The organism is Streptomyces sp. Tek67B01, assembly GCF_055231995.1.
The window spans coordinates 1,858,255-1,880,643 of sequence record NZ_JBUYUY010000001.1; the positions used below are offsets into that span (position 1 = coordinate 1,858,255).

Sequence of the window (22,389 nt, forward strand, 5' to 3'; positions counted from 1 at the left end):
ACGGCTTCCCGCCGGCGACAGTGTCCCGTCCACAACCGGACGGGACACCGTCGTATAGCCACATCTCAGCCAAGATCGACGGAACGGGACATAGACTCGACAGGGGCGGCGAACCCGACGGGGCCGCGTCAGCACCGTGCTGTCGCCACCACCACCTCCCATTCCTCTCCCTTGAAGGCGAGCATCAGGTGAGCATCGTAGACAAGGGGAGCCCTCTCCCCCGTAGCGTGGAGCGGCTGTGGGAATCCCGACACCGTCCGCCCCGGAGCTCGCTGCCGGAGCTCAGCCAGGAACGCATCGTCGCCGAGGCCGTCAGGTTCGCCGACTCCGACGGCCTGGCGAAGCTGTCCATGGCCCGGCTCGCCGAACGGCTGGGCTGCGCGACGATGTCGCTGTACCGCCATGTGGCCACCAAGGACGACCTGCTGGCCTTCATGCTGGACACCGCGTACGGGACACCGCCCTTCCCCGAGGCTCCTGTGGAGGACTGGCGCGCGGGCCTGGAGTGCTGGACGACCGATCTGCTCGGCCTTTACCAGCGCCACCCGTGGATGCTTCAGATCCCCACGGCCGGGCCGCCGTTGCAGCCGGGACAGTTGTCCTGGATGGAGTGCGGCCTGCAGATGCTGCACCGGACGGGGCTCAGCGCCACCGAGAAGTTCTCCGTCGTACTCCTCATGAACGGCTACGTGCACGCGGGGATGAAGCTGTCGCCGGCCGCCCTGCAGATGCCTGACGACCCCGCACATGCGATGCCGCAGTACGGGCGCACCCTGGCGAAGCTCGTGGACGCGGAACACTTCCCCGTCCTGAGCGAGCTGATCACGGCGGGCGTCATCGACGCCCCGACCGATGAGTTCGTCTTCGGACTGCAGCGGGTGCTCGACGGTGTCGAGGTACTGGTACGCGCACGCCGGGAGGCCCAGAGGGCCTCCTGACGTGCGCGTCAGGTCCAACGGCTACGGACGGGGTCAGCTCGACATTCCGAGACCATCGAGGATGTCGAAGAGCTCGTCCGCAGTCGCGGCGGTCAGTTCGTCACCGCTCTCCCCGTCGTGACCGCCGAAAAACTCCTCGTTCAGATGGGCTGCCAGGGCGGCCGCCGACGGGTGGTCGAAGAGCAGACTCGGCGGCAGCGGGTGCCCGACCGCGGTGATCAGACGGTTCCGCAGTTCGAGCGCGCTGAGCGAGTCGAAACCACCGTCGAGAAAGCCGCGCTCCGGGTCGATCGCCGTCAGCCGATCATGGCCGAGCACGAACGCCGCATGTGTACGCACGACGTCCAGCAGGATCCGCTCCCGCTCCGCACCACCGCACGGCGCGAGCCGCCGCGCCAGCTCGGCCCCAGCGGACGCGGCCGTGGCCTCGCCGTCCGCCGCCTGCCGGGACGGCGGACGCACCAGGCCGCGCAACAGCCAGGGCACCGGTCCGGCGCCCGGGACGGCCAGCGCCGCGAGGTCGAGCCGGACCAGCACCGGTTGGGCCGCGTTCAGCGCGAGGGCGCTGTCGAACAGGGCAAGCCCCTCCTGCGGCGACATGGGCGGGAAGCCCCCGCGGCGCAGCCGCTGTACGTCGGTCTCGGTCAGTTGCTCGCCCATGCCGGTGCCGGACCACAGGCCCCAGGCCAGGGAGGTGGCGGGCAGGTCCGCCGCCCGGCGCTGCCGCGCCAGCGCGTCGAGGAAGGCGTTCGCGGCGGCGTAGTTGCCCTGTCCCGAACTGCCGAGGGTGCCCGCGACCGAGGAGAACAGCACGAACATCGCCAGGTCGTCGGCCTCGGTCAGCTCGTGCAGGTGTAGTGCGGCCCGCGCCTTCGGCCCCATCACCCGGTCCAGTCGCTCCGGGGTCAGCTCGGACAGCACACCGTCGTCCAGGACGCCCGCGGCGTGCACCACACCAGTCAGCGCGTGCTCCGCCGGTACGGTGGCCAACAGCTCCTCCAGAGCGGCCCGGTCGGCGACGTCGCACGCCGCCACCGTCACCTCGGCGCCGAGAGCGCCGAGTTCAGCGGCCAGCTCCGGTGCTCCCGGTGCGGCGAGGCCACGACGGCTCGTCAACAGTAGCCGCCGGACTCCGTACTCTGCCGCCAGGTGGCGGGCCACGACCGCACCGAGCCCGCTGGTCCCGCCGGTGACGAGCACCGTGCCGTTCGGGTCCAGCTCCTTGCGGTCTCCCGTGGTGAACGACACCCGCTCCAGGCGGGGCACCAGCAGCGTCTCCCCGCGTGCGGCGAGCTCCGGCTGCTCCGCGGCCAGTACGGCCGGCAACAGCCGGGGCAGCTCCTCCCCCGGGCCCAGGTCGAGCAGCCGCAGCCGACCCGGATACTCGGCCTGCGCCGAGCGGACGAGACCGGTCACGGCGGCGAGCTCGGGGTCCGCCGGCTCTCCCGGAGCCGTGGCGAGCGCCCCGCGCGTGACCACCAAGAGCCCGGCCCCGGCGAACCGTTCGTCCGCCAGGAACCGCTGGATCGTCCGCAGTGCCTGCCGCACGGCGGGGGTGCGGGGCTCGAACACGACGGTGCCGGTGACCGCGCCGGCCGTCGGCACGTCGTCCCACCGGGTGTGGGGGGCGGCGCCCGCCGGAGCGTCCGGGAGCCGTGACCAGCGGAGCTCGAACAGCGCGTCCTGCGGGAGCGCCGACCGGGTTGCCAGCTGCTGCACCTGCACCTGCCTGCCGATCAGCGAGTCCAGGCGCAGCACCGCACCACCCGACGCGTCGTCCATCGCGACGGCGATCCGGTCGGGCTCCTGGCGGGTGATCCGGACACGGACGGCCGATGCGCCTCTCGCGTGCAGCCGGACCCCGGTCCAGGAGAACGGCAGGACGGTCCCTCCCTCACCGGCGTCGCCGGCCGCGAGCAGGTCGGCGTGGAGTGCCGCGTCCAGCAGGGCAGGGTGGAGGCCGAACCGGGTCGCCTCGGCGGTGTGCGGTTCGGGCAGCGCGAGCTCCGCATACACCTCCTCGCCCCGCCGCCATAGCGACCGCAGCCCCTGGAACGCCGGTCCGTAGTCGTAGCCGCGCTCGCGCAGACCCACGTATGCGCCCGTCAGGTCGACGGCCTCCGCCCCCGGGGGCGGCCATCCGGCCGCGGCGACCGCCGTGCCCGCGGCCGGGGACTCGCCGGCCGGTGTGTCCGTGTCCGGCGCGAGAACCCCCTCGGCGTGGAGTACGGGACGGTCCCGGTCGGATTCATCGTGCGAGTGGATGCGCAGCGGACGACGCCCGGAGGCGTCGGGTGCCGCGACCGACACCTGGACCGCGATGCCCCCGGTCGTCGGCAGCACCAGCGGTGCGAGCAGAGTCAGTTCCTCCAGCAGCCCGCAGCCGACCTCGTCCCCGGCCCTGAGCGCCAGCTCCACGAAGGCCGTGCCGGGCAGCAGTACGGTGTCCAGCACCCGGTGGTCGGACGTCCAGGGCTGCACGGCGGTCGACAGCCGTCCGGTGAGCAGGACACCGTCGAAGTCCGGCAGGCGTACGACCGCTCCCAGAAGGGGATGCGCCGCCGGGGTCTGCCCCAGGTCGGAGGCGTCACCCGTCGAGGACGACTCCATCCAGTACCTGCGGTGCTGGAAGGCGTACGTCGGCAGCTCGACGGGACGACCGCCGAGGCCGTCGTAGAACGCCTCCCAGGCGACGGCCGCTCCCGTCGCGTCGAGCCGGCCCAACGCCTCGATCAGGGTCGCTTCCTCGGGCCGGTCCTTGCGCATCAGCGCCATCGGCACGACCGCCTCCGACCGCGCGCTCGCCTGGACCATGCCGGTCAGCACGCCGTCGGGCCCCAGCTCGACGAAGCGGGTGACCCCGGCATCCTCCAGGGCGCGTATCCCGTCCATGAAGCGGACCGGTTCGCGTACGTGGCGCACCCAGTAGCCGGGATCGGTGATCTCCGCCGCGGAGACCTGCGCGCCCGTCGTGTTCGACACCACGGGGATGGCCGGAGCCCGGTAGGTCAGCCTCTCTGCCACTTTCCGGAAGTCGGTGAGCATGGGCTCCATCAGCGGCGAGTGGAAGGCGTGGCTGACCCGCAGCCGGGTGGTCTTGCGGGCCTCGGCGGTGAAGTGGTCGGCGATCAAGAGGACTTCGTCGGTCTCACCGGCGATCACCACCGCGTCGGGACCGTTGATCGCCGCGATGCTCACCCCGACCGTAAGCCTGGCCAGCACCTCCTGCTCGTTCGCCTCGACGGCCACCATGGCCCCGCCCGGGGGCAGCTGCTGCATCAGGCGGCCCCGCGCGGCGACCAGGGTCGCCGCGTCCGCCAGCGTGAATACGCCCGCCACGTGGGCGGCGGCCAATTCCCCGATCGAGTGCCCGGCCACAAAGTCCGGCTTGACGCCCCACGACTCCAGCAGCCGAAACAGCGCCACCTCCAGGGCGAACAGCCCGGCCTGGGCGTACACGGTCTGGTTCAGCGCCTCCGGCGCCGCGTCACCGCCAGCCCACAGCACCTCGCGCAGCGAGACGTCGAGCCGCGCGTCCAGCTCGGCCACGGCGGCGTCGAAGGCACGCGCGAAAGCGGGGTGCGCGGCGTGCAGTTCCCGTCCCATGCCGGGCCGCTGGGCGCCCTGGCCGGTGAACAGGAAGGCAGTACGGCCCTTCGTGCGCGTCCAGCCCCGGACCACTCCGGGGGCGTCCGCGCCATCGGCCAACGCCTGCAGTGAGCGCAGCAGCCCGTCGCGGTCCGCGCCGCCGACCACGGCGCGGTGGTCGAGGCGGGAGCGGGTCAGGGCGAGGGAGTGGCCGAGGTCCAGCGGTTCGACGTCCGTACGGGACTCCAGGTGCGCCAGGAGGCGGCGGCCCTGGTCCCGCAAGGCCTGCTCGGTGTTTCCGGAGACCACCAGCGGCAGCACGGCCGGGCCGCCGGACGGGCGCGGCGGCGCGTCGTCCTCGGCCGGCGCCTGCTCGACGATCACGTGCGCGTTGGTGCCGCTGATCCCGAAGGACGACACTCCCGCCCTGCGGGTACCCCCGTGCTCCGGCCAGGGCCGGGACTCGGCCAGGAGCCGTACCGCGCCCGACGCCCAGTCCACCTTGGGGCTGGGCTCCTCGGCATGCAGCGATTTCGGGAGCACACCGTGCCGCATCGCCTGGACCATCTTGATGATCCCGGCGACGCCCGCCGCGGCCTGCGTGTGGCCCAGGTTCGACTTGACGGAGCCCAGCCACAGCGGCCGGTCCTCCGGGCGCCCCTTGCCATACGTCGCCAGCAGGGCCTGCGCCTCGATCGGGTCGCCCAGCACCGTTCCGGTGCCGTGCGCCTCCACCACGTCGACATCCGCCGTGCTCAGGCCTGCGCCCGCGAGCGCCTGGTGGATGACCCGCTGCTGCGCCGGACCGTTGGGGGTGGTGATGCCGCTCGACGCGCCGTCCTGGTTGACGGCGCTGCATCGCACCACCGCGAGCACCCGGTGCCCGTTGCGGCGGGCGTCCGACAGCCGCTCCAGCAGGAGCGTGCCGACGCCTTCGCCCCAGCCGGTACCGTCGGCCGCCGCGGAGAACGACTTGCAGCGGCCGTCCCTGGCGAGTCCGCGCTGCCGGTTGAACTCGAAGAAGGTGTCCGGCTCGACCATGACCGTGACGCCGCCCGCCAGCGCCAGTGAGCACTCGCCGGACCGCAGCGCCTGGACGGCCCAGTGCAGGGCGACCAGCGACGAGGAACAGGCCGTGTCCACCGTGACGGCGGGGCCCTCCAGACCGAGGGTGTAGGCGACCCGCCCGGACACCAGGCTGCCGTCGCTGCTGCCCGGTCCGTAGTCGTGGTACATCAGCCCGGCGAAGACACCGGTCTTGCTGCCCTCCAGGGTCCGGGGGTCGATCCCGGCGTGCTCCAAGGCCTCCCAGGAGACCTCCAGCAGCAGCCGCTGCTGCGGGTCGAGGCGCAGGGCCTCATTGGGGCTGATGCCGAAGAAGTCGGCGTCGAAGCCCGCCGCCCCGTAAAGGAACCCTCCCTCACGGGCGATGCTCTTGTCCGGCTTTCCCGGCTCGGGATCGTACATCCCGGCCACGTCCCAGCCCCGGTCGGTGGGGAAGGGCGCGACCGCGTCCCGTCCTTCCGCCACCAACTGCCAGAGGTCCTCCGGAGAGTTCACCCCTCCGGGGTAGCGGCAGCCCATTCCGACGATCGCGATCGGCTCCGTGGCGGCACTGGTGAGCCGCCCGTTCTCCGAACGCAGCCGTTCGTTCTCGAGCATGGACTTGCGCAGCGCCTCGACGATCTGCTCGACGGATGCATCCACGTGGAACTCAGCCCTTCATTGAGTTGGATTCACCGGCCGCGAGCGCTGCTCGCACCAGATCGTCGACGGACATGGTCTTGATGTCCTCGGCAGGCCCGGCGTCCTGCCCCGCCTGCACGGCCTGCGTGTCCTGTCCGCCCTTGTCGGCCAGCGCGAGCAGGGCGTCCAGCAGGCCGGCGTCGCGGATGGCGGCGAACGGCACGGCTTCCAGGGCCCGCCGGAAGGCCTCTTCGTCCACGTCCCCGTCCAGCTGCTGCGGAAGCTCCGCCGTCAGCTCGGCCAGCAGGAACGAGGCCAGTCCGCGCGGGTTGGCGTAGTCGAACATCAGCGTGGCCGGAAGGCGCAGGCCGGTGGCGGACACCAGACGGTTGCGCAGTTCGATCGCTGCCAGCGAATCGAGCCCCAGGTCGGTGAATCCCTTGCTCATGTCGATGCTGTCCGGGTCGTCGTGGCGCACCTCCGCGACGTGTCCCCGTACGAGATCCGTGACGGCACTCTCCCGTTCGGCCCCGCTCATCCGGGCGAGCCGCTCGACCAGCGTCGCCTCGTCCGGCTCGGTCCGCGCCGAAGACACCTGCTCGGTCACCCTGCGCGCCGGGAGCGGTACGAGCTCACGCAGGAGCGGGGGCAGCGCGCCCTTGGCGGCCTGCCCGCGCAGGACCTCCAGGTCGAGGTGCATGAGCCCGGGAACCGGCTCCCCCGAGGTCAACGCGGCGTCGAACAGTGCCAGGCCTTCGTCCACCGAGAACGCGGGCAGACCTTGCTGCCTCATCCGCTCCAGGTCGACGTCGGTCAGCGTGCTGCCCATGCCGATCCCGCCCCACAGTCCCCACATCAACGACTGGGCGGGCAGGCCGCGTTCGCGGCGGTAGGAGGCGAGCGCGTCGAGGTACGCGTTGGCAGCGGCGTAGTTCGCCTGCCCCGGGGCGCCCATGGTGCCCGCCACCGAGGAGAACGTCACGAACAAGGTGACCGGCAGGGAAGCGGTCAACTCGTGCAGATGCCAGGCGGCGTCGGCCTTCGGCCGCAGCACCGCATCCATCCGTTCCGGCGTCAGCGCACCGATCACACCGTCGTCCAGCACGCCCGCGGCATGCACCACGCCGGTCAGCGGGTACTCCCCCGGGATCGTGCCGAGGAGTTTCCGCAGGGCCGCCCGGTCGGCCACGTCGCAGGCCTCGACGGTGGCCGCGGCCCCGTGTCCGGCGAGCTCCGCGACGAGCTCCGCGACACCGTCGGCCGTCGCTCCCCGGCGGCTGACCAGCAGCAGCCGACGGACGCCGTGGACGGCGGCCAGGTGGCGGGCGATCGCCGCGCCGAGACCACTGGTCCCGCCGGTGACCAGCACGGTTCCTTCGGGGTCGATCAACGGAGCCGGGCCGGCAACGTCGGAACGTCCGGCTCCGGCCGCCACGAGCCGGGGCACTCGGATCTCCTGGTCATGTACGGCGACTTCGGTCTCGCCCGAGGTGATGACCGCGCTCAGGACGGACGCGCCGGGTCCGGTCCCGACACCCCGCTCGGCGTCCTCGCCCTGGACATCGACGAGGACGAAGCGGCCCGGGTTCTCCGCCTCGGCGGACCGGACTACGCCCCACACCGCCGCGGCCGCGGGAGAGGCCGACGTGACCGCCATCGCGTTTCTGGTGACCACCACCAGGCGGGAGGCGGCGAACCGCTCGTCCGCGAGCCACGACTGCACCACGTCCAGGATCCGGCGGACGGACCAGCGGGCGGCGTCGCCCGGTTCGGCCACGGCCTCCTCGCAGGTGAAGACCACCGTGGTGGCCGGCGCCGTACGGTGCCGCTCCGCCCAGTCGACCGTCGGCACCGGCGGTGCGACGCCCTTCGGCAGGAGGGTCCACTCCACCCGGTACAGCGATGTACCCCGGCCTGCGCCCAGTTGGCTCGCCGACACGGGCCGGTCCACCAGGGACCGGACGCCGAGGACAGGGTCGCCCGCCTGGTCCGCCACTTCAAGGGTGATCCCACCGGCCTCGCGGGGCGCCACCCGTACGCGAAGAGTCGTCGCTGCCGAAGCGTGCAGGGACACGTCGGACCAGGAGAACGGCAGAAGCGTCTCGCCGCTCTCCGGCTCGTCCAGGAGGTCGACGTGCAGGGCCGCGTCAAGCAGCGCCGGGTGTACGCCGTACCGTCCCGGTTCACCGGCCTCCTCCGGCAGGGTGACCTCGGCGAAGAGCTCGTCCCCGCGCCGCCAGGCGGCGCGGAGCCCGCGGAACGCGGGTCCGTACCCGTATCCACGTGCGGCCAGCTTCTCGTACACACCGTCCGTATCCACGGCGACCGCCCCCTCGGGCGGCCACACGGCGAGCGAGGACGAGACCTCCTGCGTCTGCGGGGCCAGGAACCCTTCGGCGTGCAGGGTCCAGGCCGCATCGGGCTGCCCGTCGCCGCGCGAGTACACCTTGACCGAGCGCCGGCCGTCCGCCTGCGCGGCGCCGACCACCACTTGCAGGGCCGCGCCGCCGGTGGCGGGGAGAAGAAGGGGTGCCTGGAGCGTGAGCTCCTCCAGGAGCCCGCACCTGACCTGGTCGCCGGCTCGGATCGCCAGTTCCACGAAGGCGGTGCCGGGCAGGAGCACGGTGCCCTGAACCGCGTGGTCGACGAGCCACGGATGCGTTGCGACCGAGACGTAGCCGGTCAGTACGGCTCCGTCGGAGTCGGGAGCGGTCAGTACGGCGCTGAGCAGCGGGTGCTCGGCGGGCAGCTGCCCGATACCGCTGACCGATCCGGTGGTCGTCGGGGGCAGGTCGAGCCAGAACCTCCGGCGTTCGAAGGCGTAGGTAGGAAGGTCCGTACGGCGGGGGTGCAGCGGAGCGAAGAAGTCCGCCCACCGCAAGTCGGTTCCGCCGACATAGAGTCGCGCGAGGGCCGTGAGCACCGCCTCGGGCTCGGGGCGGTCGGCGCGCAGAGCAGGAATGAGCTGGGCCGACTGGGGCCTGTCGACTGCTTCAAGGCAGGTCTCCGTCATGGCGGTGAGCACTCCGGCCGGGCCGAGCTCGAGGAACGTCTCCACACCACGACCCGCCAGCGTGCCCACCGCATCCGCGAACCGGACCGGCTCCCGCACCTGACCCACCCAATACGAAGGCTCCGACCACTCACCGTCGACCACGGCACCCGTCACCGTCGACACCACGCCAAGCTTCGGCGCCCCAAACGACAACGACTCCACAACCGCGGCAAACTCCTCCAGCATCGGATCCATCAACGCCGAATGAAACGCATGACTCACCTGCAACCGCTTCGTCTTACAACCCTGCGCATCGAGCCGGCCCGCCACCGCCAGGACTTCGTCCTCGACACCCGAGATCACCACAGAGGAAGGCCCGTTGACAGCGGCCACACTCACACCAGCCGACAACAACGGAAGAACCTCCCCCTCCCCGGCCCGAACGGCAACCATCGCGCCACCCGCAGGCAGCGCCTGCATCAGCCGGCCACGCGCGGCAACCAGCGCCGCCGCATCCTCCAACGACAACACCCCCGCCACATGCGCCGCAGCCACCTCACCCACCGAATGCCCCACCACGAAGTCCGGCCGCACACCCCACGACTCCACCAACCGGAACAACGCCACCTCAACCGCAAACAAACCGGCCTGAGCAAACACCGTCCGATTCAGCGCACCCGCATCCTCACCCCACACCACCTCACGCACCGACACACCCAGCCGCACATCCAACAACGCGACCACCGCATCAAAAGCCTCCGCAAAAACAGGGAAAGCGTCATACAAACCACGCCCCATCCCCACCCGCTGAGCACCCTGACCCGTGAACAAGAACGCCGTACCTTCACCCGCACGCGCGACACCACGGACCACACCCGCACCAGGCTCACCGGCCGCCAGCGCCGACAACCCCGCGACGATCCCCTCACGGTCCCCCGCGACCACCACGGCCCGGTGCTCCAAAGCCGCACGCGACGTAGCCAACGAGAACGCCACATCCACCGGCCGCAGATCCGCGGTCTTCTCCACGTGCGCCACCAAAGCGGCAGCCTGAGCACGCAACGCCTCAGCACTACGCCCCGACACCACCCACGGCACCACACCAGCAGCCACCACAGGAACCTCAGACGCCTCGACGGCCTCCGGCTCCTCCAGAATCACATGCGCATTCGTCCCGCTCAGACCGAACGACGACACACCCGCACGCCGCGGACGACCCGCAACCGCCGGCCACTCCCGCTCCTCCGTCAACAACTCCACCGCACCCGCAGACCAATCCACCTGCGAAGACGGCTCATCCACATGCAACGTCCGCGGAAGAACACCCTCCCGCATCGCCATCACCATCTTGATGACGCCGCTGACGCCTGCCGCGGCCTGGGCGTGTCCGATGTTCGACTTGACCGACCCCAGCCACAACGGCCGCTCGGCCGACCGGTCCTGGCCGTAGGTCGCCAGCAGCGCCTGCGCCTCGATCGGGTCACCGAGCCGGGTGCCGGTGCCGTGTCCCTCGACCGCGTCCACATCCGCGGCAACCAGTCCGGCCGAGGACAGCGCCTGCCGGATCACCCGCTGCTGCGACGGACCGTTGGGAGCCGTCAGACCGTTGGACGCTCCGTCCTGGTTGATCGCACTGCCCCGGACGACGGCCAGCACGGGATGCCCGTTCCGCCGCGCGTCCGACAGGCGTTCGACGAGCAGGAGCCCGATGCCCTCGGCCCATCCGGTGCCGTCGGCAGCGTCGGCGAAGGGCTTGCACCGGCCGTCGGTGGCCAGGCCGCGCTGGCGGCTGAAGTCGACGAAGATCTCCGGTGTCGGCATCACGGTGACACCTCCCGCGAGGGCCATGGTCACCTCGCCCTGGCGGAGTGCCTGGCACGCCATGTGCAGGGCGACGAGCGACGACGAACACGCCGTGTCCACCGTCACCGCCGGCCCCTCCAGGCCGAGCGTGTACGCCACTCGGCCCGAGGCAATGCTGCCCGCGCTGCCGTTGCCGAGGTAGCCGGTGAGGTCGTCCGGTACGTCTCCCGGCCTGCTCCCGTACTCGTGGTACATCAAGCCGGTGTACACGCCGGTCCTCGTACCCCGCATGGTGTCGGGGTCGATCCCGGCGCGTTCGAACGCCTCCCAGGCCGCCTGCAGCAGCAGCCGCTGCTGCGGGTCCATGGCCAGCGCCTCGCGCGGCATGATCCCGAAGAACTCGGGGTCGAATTCGGCCGCGTCGTAGAGGAAGCCGCCGTCGCGCACGTACGTCTTGCCGGGCAGACCGGGCTCCCGTTCGAAGATGCTGTCGACGTCCCAGCCTCGGTCCTGCGGGAAGCCGCCGACCGCGTCGCGGCCCTCGGCCACCAGCTGCCACAGGTCCTCGGGCGAGCGGACGCCGCCCGGGAAGCGGCAGCTGATGCCGACGATGGCGATGCGATCGTCCGTACGGTCCGACGCGTGCACCGGCACGGCAGCGGCCGCCGGCGCGGCCTGCGCCGGGGTGTCCGCGAACCGTTCGGCGAGGTGGCCGGCGACGGCGCGCGACGTCGGGAAGTCGAAGACGAGGGTCGCGGGAAGCCGCTGCCCGGTCGCCTGGGTCAGCGCGTTGCGGAGCTCCACTGCGGCCAGCGAGTCGAAGCCGAGTTCGCGGAACGCACGGTCCGGCTTTACCTGGTCCGCGCCCCCGTGGCCGAGCACCGATGACGCGTGCTTGCGTACGAGGTCCAGCAGTGCGCGTTCCCGGTCCTCGGCGGACAGGGTGTTCATCCGCTGCTCGAACTCCGAGCCGCGGAGCGCCGCACCCGCCGAGTCGACGACGCGCCGTGCCTGGCCGCGGACGAAGCCACGCAGCAGCGTGGGCACCTCGTCCGCCCTGGCGCGCAGGGCGGCCGGGTCGGTTTCCAGCGGCACGAGCAGCGGCCAGGTGTCCGTCGCGAGCGCGGCATCGAGGAGTTCCAGCCCGCGGGCCGGGGGAAGTGCGGGAAGGCCGAGCCGCCGCATGCGGGCCAGGTCAGTCTCGTCGAGCGGGCCACCGAGTCCGGTGTCCGCCGCCCACATGCCGAAGGCGAGGGCGTGGGCGGGCAGTCCCGCTGCCGCCCGATGCTGGGCCAGAGCGTCGAGGAACACGTTGGCCGCCGCGTAGTTCGCCTGTCCGGCGGCCAGCACGAGCCCGCCGGCGGAGGAGAACAGCACGAAGGCCGTCAGGTCCAGCTCGCGGGTCAGCTCGTGCAGATGCCAGGCGGCGTCCGCCTTCGGCCGCAGCACCGTGTCGAAGCGCTCCGGTGTGAGCGTGCCGATCAGTCCGCTGTCGGCAACGGCCGCCGCGTGCACCACACCCTTGAGGGGGCGGTCGGCGGGCACCTGGCCGAGCAGCTCGGCGAGGCTGTCGCGGTCCGCGACGTCACACGCCGCGATGACGACCTCGGCGCCGGCGTCGGCCAGCTCTGCCCGCAGATCCGCCGCACCCGGGGCCCGCTCACCACGTCGGCTCGTGAGCAACAGGTGGCGGACGCCGTGCCGGGTGACCAGATGCCGGGCGACCATGGCGCCCAGGCCGCTGGTGCCACCGGTGATCAGGACCGTGGCCTCCGGATCCCACTGCACGGCGCCCTCGGCGGAACCGGCAGCGCCGGTGGTCGCCGGTACGAGTCGGGGCAGCAGCATCTCACCGTCACGCAGAGCGACTTCGGACTCGCCGGAGACAGCCACCGCACCGATCAGTGCGTCGGAGGCTCCGGTGCCGTCGGAGTCGATCAGTACGAAACGACCGGGGTTCTCCTCCTGGGCCGCCCGGACCAGACCCCAGACCGGCGCCTGGGCCAGGTCCAGGCCGTCCTGCGGCCGGGTGGCGACCGCGTTCTCGGTAACGACAGCCAGGATGGACCCACCGCTTCGGGGGTCGGTCAGCCAGAACTGGACTGCTTCCAGGACCTCTTCGACGGCGACACGGACGCCGGACAGTACGTCGTCCTGCCCCGGCGCCGCGACGCGGTGGAGTACGACGGACGCGAACGGGGCGTCACCGCCACGGGCCTCGCGGAGCGCCGGCGGTTCGCCGGATCCGGTAGCGGCCTCGGGGGCCGGCGCAGACCGCCAGTTAAGCCGCAGCAGGGAGGGCATCTCCCCGCCCCGGGCGGCGTCGAGCTGTTCGGCCGAAACGGGCCGGGCGACCAGCGACTCGACGGTCGCGACCGGCCGTCCCTGCTGGTCGGCGACCCACATGGCGGAGACCTCGTCACCGCGCAGCCGACGGATGTGCACCCGGAGATCCGCCGCGCCCGACGCGTGCAGCGAAACACCGTTCCACACGAAGGGGAGCAAGGTCTGGGCCTCGCCGCTACCGGCCTCGTTGAGGAGGTCGGCATGCATCGCCGCGTCGAGCAGGGCCGGGTGGAGCCCGAACCGGGCCGCCTCTGAGCGGGCCGGCTCGGGCAGCGTGACCTCGGCGAAGACGTCGTCGCCGCGCCGCCACATCCGCTGGAGCCCCTGGAAGGCCGGGCCGTAGCCGTAGCCGCGCCCGGTGAGCACGTCGTACGGGGCGTCGAGCGGGACCTCGTCGGCACCGGCCGGCGGCCACTGGGTCAGGTCGAACCCCGGGCGGGGCGCCTGCGCTGCCAGCACACCTGCGGCGTGCCGGGTCCACGGCTGCTCGTGACGGGTCTCGGCACGGGAGTAGATGTGCACGCTCCTGGCACCGTCCGGCTGCGGAGCGCCGGCCACTACTCGGAGCGCGACCGCGCCGCGTTCGGGGAGCATCAACGGCGCCTCGAGGGCGAGTTCCTCAAGGACCGCGCAACCGACCTCGTCACCGGCGCGGACGGCCAGCTCGACGAAGCCCGTGCCCGGCAGGATGATCCCGCCGAGCACCTGGTGATCGGCGATCCAGCGCTGGCTGTCCGCGGAGATGCGCCCGGTCAGGACGACCGAGCCGCTGTCGGGCGAGACGACCGCCGCGCTCAGCATGGGGTGCTCGACGGCGTCAAGTCCGGCAGCACCCACCTGTCCGGTGCCGATGCCGAGCCCGTCCAACCAGTACCTCCGGTGCTGGAAGGCGTAGGTGGGCAGGTCGGTAAGCCGGGCCGTGGTTCCCGCGAAGAACGCCGACCAGTCAACCACGACCCCACGGGCGAACAGCGCACCCAGCCCCGTCAGCAACTCCGTCACCTCGTCCCGGCCACGACGCTGCAACCCGACGAACCCGACCCCTTCAGCCTCACCCACAACGTCCACACCCATCGGAACCAGAGCCGCATCCGGCCCCAACTCCACAAACGTCCCCACACCACGACCCGCCAGCGTGCCCACCGCGTCCGCGAACCGGACCGGCTCCCGCACCTGACCCACCCAATACGAAGGCTCCGACCACTCACCGTCGACCACGGCACCCGTCACCGTCGACACCACGCCAAGCTTCGGCGCCCCAAACGACAACGACTCCACAACCGCGGCAAACTCCTCCAGCATCGGATCCATCAACGCCGAATGAAACGCATGACTCACCTGCAACCGCTTCGTCTTACAACCCCGAGCAACCAACTCAGCAGTGATAGCAAGGACTTCGTCCTCGACACCCGAGATCACCACAGAGGAAGGCCCGTTGACAGCGGCCACACTCACACCAGCCGACAACAACGGAAGAACCTCCCCCTCCCCGGCCCGAACGGCAACCATCGCGCCACCCGCAGGCAGCGCCTGCATCAGCCGGCCACGCGCGGCAACCAGCGCCGCCGCATCCTCCAACGACAACACCCCCGCCACATGCGCCGCAGCCACCTCACCCACCGAATGCCCCACCACGAAGTCCGGCCGCACACCCCACGACTCCACCAACCGGAACAACGCCACCTCAACCGCAAACAAACCGGCCTGAGCAAACACCGTCCGATTCAGCGCACCCGCATCCTCACCCCACACCACCTCACGCACCGACACACCCAGCCGCACATCCAACAACGCGACCACCGCATCAAAAGCCTCCGCAAAAACAGGGAAAGCGTCATACAAACCACGCCCCATCCCCACCCGCTGAGCACCCTGACCCGTGAACAAGAACCCGACCCGGCCACGCCGAACCGAATCCACCACACGACCCGACCCCGAAACCACCGACTCCAGACCACGCACCAACTCCGCGCGATCCGAACCCACCACCACAGCCCGGTGCTCCAAAGCCGCACGCGACGTCACCAACGACAACGCCACATCCACCGGCCGCAGATCCGCGGTCTTCTCCACGTGCGCCACCAAAGCCGCAGCCTGAGCACGCAACGCCTCAGCACTACGCCCCGACACCACCCACGGCACCACACCAGCAGCCACCACAGGAACCTCAGACGCCTCGACAACCTCCGGCTCCTCCACGATGACGTGCGCGTTCGTCCCGCTGATGCCGAACGAGGAGACGCCGGCCCTGCGCGGGGTCGTGTTCGCCGGCCATGCCGTCTGCTCCTGGAGCAGCTGTACCGCGCCCGCCGTCCAGTCCACCTGCGGCGACGGTTCGGCCGCGTGGAGGGTCCCCGGGAGGACACCCTCCCGCATCGCCATCACCATCTTGATCACACCGGCCACACCCGCAGCAGCCTGCGTATGACCGATGTTCGACTTGATCGAGCCAAGCCACAGCGGCCGCTCCTCGGACCGCTCCTGGCCGTACGTCGCCAGCAGCGCCTGCGCCTCGATCGGGTCACCGAGCCGGGTGCCGGTGCCGTGTCCCTCGACCGCGTCCACATCCGCGGCAACCAGTCCGGCCGAGGACAGCGCCTGCCGGATCACCCGCTGCTGCGACGGACCGTTGGGAGCCGTCAGACCGTTGGACGCTCCGTCCTGGTTGACGGCCGATCCCCGCAGCACCGCGAGCACCTGATGCCCGTTGCGCCGCGCGTCCGACAGACGCTCCAGCAGCAGCATGCCGACGCCTTCGCCCCAGCCGGTGCCGTCGGCGTCCGCCCCGTACGACTTGCACCGGCCGTCGGCAGCCAGTCCGCGCTGGCGGCTCATGTCCACGAACGTGTCGGGGGTGGACATCACGGTCACTCCACCGGCCAGCGCGAGACTGCACTCGCCCTGGCGCAGTGCCTGGGCGGCCCAGTGCAGGGCGACGAGCGAGGACGAGCACGCCGTGTCCACTGTGACCGCCGGGCCCTCCAGGCCGAGCGTGTAGGCCACGCGGCCGGAGATCATGCTGGCGATGCTGCCGTTGCCGTGATAGCCGGCGACCTCCTCGGGCAACTGACCCAGCCGCAGGCCCCAGTCGTGGTACATCACGCCGGCGAAGACGCCGGTGTCACTGCCCTTCACGCTATGCGGGTCGATGCCGGCCCGCTCGAAGGTCTCCCACGAGGTCTCCAGGAGCAGTCGCTGCTGCGGGTCCATCGCCTGGGCCTCGCGCGGGCTGATGCCGAAGAACTCCGCGTCGAACTGGGCCGCGTCGTAGAGGAAGCCGCCTTCGCTCGCGTAGCTCTTTCCGGGCTTGCCGAGTTCCGGATCGTGGATGTCCGGGTCCCAGCCGCGGTCCGTCGGGAACGGCGCCACCGCGTCCGTTCCGTCGAGGACGAGCCGCCACAGGTCCTCGGGCGAGGTGACGTCGCCCGGGTAGCGGCAGGCCATCCCGACGATCACGATCGGGTCGTCCGCCCCGGCGGAGCGCTGCCGTGTCGCCGGCTGCGCCGTGGGCTTCGCGCCCGGTTCGAGAAGTCGCTCGGCGAGGTGCCCGGCCAGCGCGACGGGCGTCGGGTAGTCGAAGGTGAGTGTTGCGGTGAGCCGCAGGCCGGTGGCGGTGTTGAGCTGGTTGCGCAGCTCGACCGCGGCAAGGGAGTCGAAGCCCATCTCGGTGAACGCCCGGTCCGGGTCGATCGCCTCGGCGCCGTCATGGCCGAGGACCCTGGCAGCCTGGGTGTTGACCAGGCCGAGCAGGAGCTCGGTCTGCTCGGGGGCGGCGAGACCCGCCAGTGTCTCGGCGAGCGGCAGCACGCCACCGGTGGCGGGGCCCTGTGCCCCTGCCCTGCGGGCGGGTGTCCGGATCAGGCCGCGCAGCAGGGCGGGCACGGTGTTCCCCCGTGCCCCGGTCGCGGTCGCGTTCCGGACGCGTACGGGCACGACCACCGGCGTGGTGCCGGCCAGTGCGGCGTCGAGCAGCAGGAGGTTCTCCCGGGTGGTCAGGGCTTCCAGACCGATGCGCCGGATGCGCTCCAGGGCCGCGGCGTCGAGGGATCCGCCCATGCCGCCGCCGTCGCTCCACAGCCCCCAGGCGAGGGCCGTTGCGTGCTGGCCGAGCGCGGTGCGGTGGGCGGCCAGGGCGTCCAGGAAGACATTGGCGGCGGCGTAGTTGCCCTGGCCCGCGCCGTCGAGGAGACCGGCCGTGGAGGAGAACAGGACGAACGCCGACAGGTCCAGATCCCGGGTCAGCTCGTGTAGGTGCCAGGCCGCGTACGCCTTCGAGCGCAGTACGGTGTCCAGCCGCTGCGGGTCGAGCGAGGAGAGCAGCCCGTCGTCGAGCGTGCCGGCCATGTGCACCACGCCGGTCAGCGGATGCTCGGCGGGGATCGCTTCGAGCAGTGCGGCGAGCGCGTCGCGGTCGGCGACGTCGCAGGCCTCCACCCTGACCCGGGCGCCCAGCTCGGACAGTTCGGCCGTCAGCTCGGCCGCTCCGGGGGCGCCCGCCCCGCGTCGTCCTGCGAGCAGGAGGTGGCGTACGCCGTGTTCGGTCACCAGGTGCCGCGCGACGTGCGCGGCCAGACCACCGGTGCCGCCCGTGATCAGGACGGTTCCCCCGGGCGTCCACCGCGCGGCGGGGTCACCCTCGGGGGCGGGCACCGTCGCGAGTCGCGGTGCCAGCAGCTCTCCGTCACGAAGGGCCAGCTCGGGTTCGTCGGCGGAGGCGACGGCGACGGCGTTCCACACGTCGTCGGGCACGTCCTCGTCGTCGACGTCGACGAGCAGGAAGCGACCGGGGTGCTCCGCCTGGGCTGCCCGGACGAGACCCCAGACGGGGGCGAGCACCAGGTCGACGGCGTCCGCGTCGCGGGCGGCGACGGCGCCCCGCGTGACGATCGCCAGTCGGGTCGTGGGCTCCTCGTCGGCCAGCCGGAGCTGGATCTGCTCCAGTACGGCGGACGTCGCGGCGAGCACCGCGGCCGGCACGTCCCCGCCCTCGGCCCCGGCCGTGCACCGGTACAGCTCCAGGTCGTGCGGGGTGTCTCGGCCGGCCGCGGGCACCGCGGACCAGCGCACCACCAGCGGGACGTCCTGGCGGGTCGCCCGGGCGGCGCGCAGCTGTTCCTCGGAGACCTCGCGGACGAGGAAGGAGTCGACGGTCGCGACGGGTGCACCGGTGGTGTCGGCGAGGGCGAGGGAGACCTCGTCGGTTCCCGTCGCCTCGATGCGTACCCGTACTGCTGTGGCGCCGGTCGAGTACAGCGACACCCCGCTCCACGCGAACGGGATCCTCGTCCCCTCGGAGACCGGCTCGTCGGCTGCGAAGTCGGTGGCGTGCAGCACCGCGTCGAGGAGCGCCGGGTGCAGGGCGAACGAGGCCGCGTCGGCGGCGGCCGAGTCCGGCAAGGCGACTTCGGCGTACACCGCGCCGTCGGCCCGCCAGGCCGCCCGCAGGCCCTGGAACGCCGGTCCGTACGCGTAGCCCTGGCGGATCATCTCGGTGTAGAGGCCGGTAAGGTCGATGGCCTCCGCGTCGCGCGGCGGCCACTGGGTCAGGCCGAAGTTCTCGGTGGCGGGCCGAGCGGTGTCGGAGGAGGCGAGGACTCCGCTGGCGTGCCGGGTCCAAGGAACGTCGGCCGGCGCGTCCTCTGCGCGTGAGTAGAACTCCACCGTGCGCTGCGCGGCCGCGTCGGCCGCGCCCACCACCACCTGGAGGGCGGTGCCGCCGTGCTGGGGCAGCGCCAGCGGGGTCTCCAGCGTCAGCTCTTCGAGCAGATCGCATTCGACCTCGTCACCGGCGCGTACGGCCAGCTCCACGACGGTGGTGCCGGACAGCAGGGTGGTGCCGCCGATGACGTGGTCGGCGAGCCAGGGGTGCGTACGAAGGGACACACTGCCGGTGAGGACGACGCCGCCCGTGTCGGCCAAGCCCACGACGGCGCCCAGCAGCGGGTGTTCCGCGGCTATCTGGCCGAAGCGGGAGGGGTCGGCGGTGGAGTTCGGCGCGGCCAGCCAGAACCGGCGCCGCTGGAAGGCGTAGGTCGGCAGCTCGACCCGGCGGGCGGTGCGGTCGGCGGACAGCGCGTCCCAGTCAAGGCCGACGCCCCGGGCGTGCGCCAGCGCCAGTGCCGACAGGAGTTCGCGCTGTTCGGCGCGGCGGGCCCGCAGCAGGGGGGCGAAGGCGTGGGTGTCCGGCAGCTCGGCGAAGCAGTCGCGGCCCATGGCGCTGAGCACGCCGTCGGGGCCGAGTTCGAGGAAGATGCGGACGTCCTGGGCGGCCATCCACTCGACGGAGTCGGCGAAGCGGACCGCTTCGCGGACGTGCCGGACCCAGTACTCGGGCGAGCACAGTTCCTCGGCGGTGGCGGCCCGGCCGGTGACGTTCGAGACGACCGGGATGTGAGGCCGGTGGTAGTCGAGGATCTGGGCGAGCTGCCGGAACTCGGCGAGCATGGGCTCCATGAGCGGCGAGTGGAAGGCGTGGCTGACTTGCAGTCGCTTCGTCTTGCGGCCCTGAACGGTGAACTCGGCGGCCACCGCGAGGACTTCGTTCTCGACGCCCGAGATGACGACGGACGAGGGGCCGTTGACGGCCGCGATGCTCACTCCGGCGGTCAGCAGCGGGAGTACCTCCGCCTCCGTGGCCCGGACGGCGACCATCGCACCGCCCCGGGGCAGTGCCTGCATCAGCCGGCCGCGCGCGCCGACCAGCGTCGCCGCGTCCTCCAGCGACAGCACTCCGGCGACGTGTGCCGCGGCGAGCTCACCGATCGAATGTCCGGCCACGAAGTCGGGCCGCACGCCCCACGACTCCAGGAGCCGGAAAAGTGCCACCTCGACCGCGAACAGAGCGGCCTGGGTGTACATGGTCTCGTCCAGCAGCGCCGCCTCCGGCGAGCCCTCGGGGGCGAAGAGGACGTCCCACAGGGAGTGTTCGAGCTGGAGGTCGAGGTGGCCGATGGCCTCTTCGAGCGCTTCCGCGTAGACGGGCCAGGTGTCGTGGAGTTCCCGGCCCATGCCCAGACGCTGGCTGCCCTGCCCGGTGAACAGGAACGCGAGCCGGCCGCCGGCCGAGGTGCCCCGCTGTACGCCGGGGGCCTCCGTACCGTCGGCGAGGGCCCGCAGGCCTCGGATCGCCTCCGCGCGATCGCCTGCCAGGACGACTCCGCGGTGGGAGAGGGAGGCGCGGGTGACTCCCAGGGCGTGGCCGAGGTCGGCGAGGGGGGTGTCGGCACCGTCCTCGACGAGGGCCAGCAGGCGGGTCGCCTGTGCGCGCAGGGCCGGTTCGCTGCGGGCCGAGAGGGGCAGGAGCACGGGCCCGGCCGCTGCCCCGGTCCACCAGGATGTGACCTCGGCGGGCTCGGCGTGATCGGCGGGCTCGGCCTCCTCCAGGATGACGTGGGCGTTGGTACCGCTCACGCCGAAGGAGGAGACGCCGGCCCGGCGCGGGCGGCCGGAGCCGTCCCAGTCCACCTGCTCGGTGAGCAGGCGCACTGCGCCCGCACTCCAGTCGACGGCGGGGGACGGGGTGTCGACGTGGAGCGTGCGCGGCAGGACCCCGTGGTGCATGGCCTGCACCATCTTGATCACGCCTGCGACACCGGCCGCGGCCTGGGTGTGGCCGATGTTCGACTTCACGGAGCCGAGCCACAGCGGGCGTTCGGCGGCGCGGTCCCGGCCGTACGTGGCGATCAGCGCCTGGGCCTCGATGGGGTCGCCGAGCATCGTGCCGGTGCCGTGCGCCTCGACGGCGTCGACCTCGGCGGCGGTCAGTCCCGCGTTGGCCAGTGTCTGGCGGATCAACCGCTGCTGGGCGGGGCCGCTGGGTGCGGTGAGTCCGTTGGAGGCGCCGTCCTGGTTGACGGCGGAGCCGCGTACGACGGCGAGTACCCGGTGGCCGTTGCGGCGGGCGTCGGACAGCCGCTCCAGTACGAGGACACCGACGCCCTCGGAGAATCCGGTGCCGTCGGCGGCGGCGGCGAACGGCTTCGCCACCCCGTCCGGGGCCAGTCCGCGCTGACGGCTGAAGGAGGTGAACACGCCCGGGCTGCCCATGACGGCCACACCGCCGGTCAGCGCGAGCGAGCACTCGCCCCGCCGAAGGGACTGTGCGGCCAGGTGCAGGGCCACAAGGGAGCCGGAGCAGGCGGTGTCGACGGTCAGCGCCGGGCCTTCCAGACCGAGCGTATAGGAGACGCGGCCGGAGACGACGCTGGGCGCATTGCCGGCGAGGAGGTAGCCGTCGAGGCCGTCGGGGGCCTCGTGCAGTCGCATCCCGTACTCCTGGGGTTCGGCTCCAATGAAGACGCCCGTCGCACTTCCGTGCAGCGAATCGGGGTCGATTCCGGAGCGCTCCAGGGCTTCCCAGACGGTCTCCAGGACGAGCCGCTGCTGCGGATCCATCGCGGAGGCCTCGCGCGGGCCGATACCGAAGAATTCGGCATCGAAGTCAGCTGCGTCGGAGAGGAATCCTCCCTGTCGCACATAAGTGGTGTGCGGGGTGGACGGGTCGGGGTCGAAGAGCTTTTCCAGATCCCATCCTCGGTCGTCCGGGAAATCGGAGATGACATGCTTTTCTCCCGAGACCAGTTCCCACAGTTTCTCCGGAGAATCAACTCCACCCGGATAGCGGCAGCCGATTCCGACGATAACGACGGGCTCGTCGTCCAGGTCTCCGGCCGGCAGCGGTACCTCCTCGGCCTCAGGGTCCATACCGAGCAGTCCGGTCCGCAGGCGCTCGGCCAGGTGCCGTGGGGTCGGGTGGTCGAAGGTGAGGGTCACCGGCAGATCGAGGCCGGTGGCGGCGACGATCCTGGCGTGCAGGTCGACCCCGGCCAGCGAGTCGAAGCCCAGTTCCCGGAAGGAGAGCCCCACGTCCAGCACATCTGCGCGGTCCCGCCGGTACCGGCTCAGGACCGCTTGCGTCTCGGCGCGGACGAGGTCGGTGAGAATACGGGTCTGTTCGGCGGCCGGCATGCTTTCCAGCCCGCCGGACAATGCCTGCGCCCATCCCTCCCCCACCGTTTCCGCACGGTCAGAAAG

3 protein-coding genes are annotated in these 22,389 nt (G+C 71.8%); 1 reads left to right on the top strand and 2 read right to left on the bottom strand.

Going from position 1 to position 22,389, the window contains the following annotated elements; translation table 11 throughout:
- The first annotated feature begins 188 nt into the window (after positions 1 to 188).
- Positions 189 to 938 (top strand): TetR/AcrR family transcriptional regulator, encoded by a 750-nt coding sequence (locus ACV7NM_RS08445; protein WP_463409716.1) that lies wholly within the window; start codon positions 189 to 191, stop codon positions 936 to 938.
- A 33-nt stretch (positions 939 to 971) separates the two neighbouring features.
- On the opposite strand, the gene ACV7NM_RS08450 is transcribed toward ACV7NM_RS08445, so the two are convergent.
- Positions 972 to 6,233 (bottom strand): SDR family NAD(P)-dependent oxidoreductase, encoded by a 5,262-nt coding sequence (locus tag ACV7NM_RS08450; protein WP_463409717.1) that lies wholly within the window; start codon positions 6,231 to 6,233, stop codon positions 972 to 974.
- Between the two features lie 7 nt (positions 6,234 to 6,240).
- On the bottom strand, positions 6,241 to 22,368 hold the full coding sequence (locus ACV7NM_RS08455) for an SDR family NAD(P)-dependent oxidoreductase (protein WP_463413872.1): 16,128 nt from the start codon (positions 22,366 to 22,368) through the stop codon (positions 6,241 to 6,243).
- Positions 22,369 to 22,389: the final 21 nt, after the last annotated feature.